The sequence below is a fragment of the Kribbella sp. NPDC055071 genome, from assembly GCF_053608045.1.
Window position 1 is genome coordinate 1 of sequence record NZ_JBSGUS010000073.1, and the last position, 1356, is coordinate 1356.

The 1356-nt window shown below is 67.0% G+C and carries 1 protein-coding gene; it reads right to left on the reverse strand.

The window, feature by feature from the left end; genetic code table 11:
• The coding region (locus ACWF4Z_RS38335) for an IS30 family transposase (protein WP_452248111.1) at positions 1-1185 on the reverse strand (1185 nt) is incomplete at its 3' end.
• Between the last annotated feature and the right edge of the window lie 171 nt (positions 1186-1356).

A 1356-nucleotide genomic window follows, 5' to 3' on the forward strand; every position in this document is an offset into this window, starting at 1 on the left:
CTCGGCTGGGGTGTCCCAGTCGAGCGTTTTGCGTGGTCGGGCGTTGAGTTCCTGGGCGACGTGTTCGAGGTCTTCGGGGCCGTGGACCGACAGGTCGGTGCCTTTAGGAAAGTACTGGCGCAAGAGCCCGTTGGTGTTCTCGTTGGTGCCGCGCTGCCAGGGCGAGTGCGGGTCGCAGAAGTAGACGGCCATGTCGGTAGCGATGGTGAACTGTTTGTGGCGGGCCATCTCGGTGCCTTGGTCCCAGGTCAGCGAGCCGCGCAGGTGCTCGGGCAGGGTCTGCATCGCCTTGATGAGGCCGTCACGGACAGGCTCGGCTTCGTGGCTGCCGGGCAGGTGGACCAGTAGCGTGTAGCGGGTGGTGCGCTCGACCAGCGTCGCGATCGCTGACCGGTTGCCCTCGCCCATGATCAGGTCGCCTTCCCAGTGACCGGGGACAGCGCGGTCCTCGATCTCGGCTGGCCGCTCGGAGATCATGAGCATGTCGTCGACAAACCTCGACTGTCGCTGGGCGGGGTCGCGCTGGGGTTTGCGGCGGGTCCTGCCGGTGCGCAGCGCGGTGACGAGTTCGCGTTTGAGACCGCCGCGGGCCTGGAAGTAGAGCGCCTGGTAGATCGTTTCGTGGCTCACACGCATGCTCTCGTCATCGGGGAAGTCTTTGACGAGCCTGTGGCAGATCTGCTCGGGTGACAACTTCTTCTCCAGCCCCAGCTCGACCTGCGCGCGCAGCGCGAGATCGGTGAGGAGCTTGGAGTCCTTGGGTCGTGCCCGGGCGGTCGCAGCGTCACGGTGGGCCTGGTGGGGCAGATAGACCCCTTCGACGCTGTGCGCGGCCACCTCACGCGACACCGTGGACGTGTTCTTGCCGATGCCGGCTGCGATCGCGGTCAAGGTGAGCTTGTTGACCAGCCCGTCCGCGATCGCCAGCCGCTCATCCAAGGACAGGTAACGGTCACTGACCACAGCATCGACAGGTCGGGGCATGGAAGTGGAGTACCGGGTTCCGGTGTCGTAGTCCACGACCAACCCGTTCGGATGGACCCGCGTGTTGCCCACTCTGCGGACCCCGCCACGCCAGTCCCGCGCAGTGCGCGGGTTCACGCCGACCTCGCGGGCCGCGCGTGTGGTGGACCAACCCGCCTCGATCAACTCGGTGAACCGGGCCTTGGCCTGCGGCTTACCCATCGTGGCCCTCGCCGCCGCAACCAGCCCGGCCGCGACAAGGATCCCCCGAGCAGCGTTATGGCTCACCCCGCATGCCGACGCGGCACGGGTGACATTCCCCGAGTCCCTGAACACCGCAACGACCTGCTCACGCAGCTCATCAGTGATGACCGTCCGCCGCCGGCCCGACCC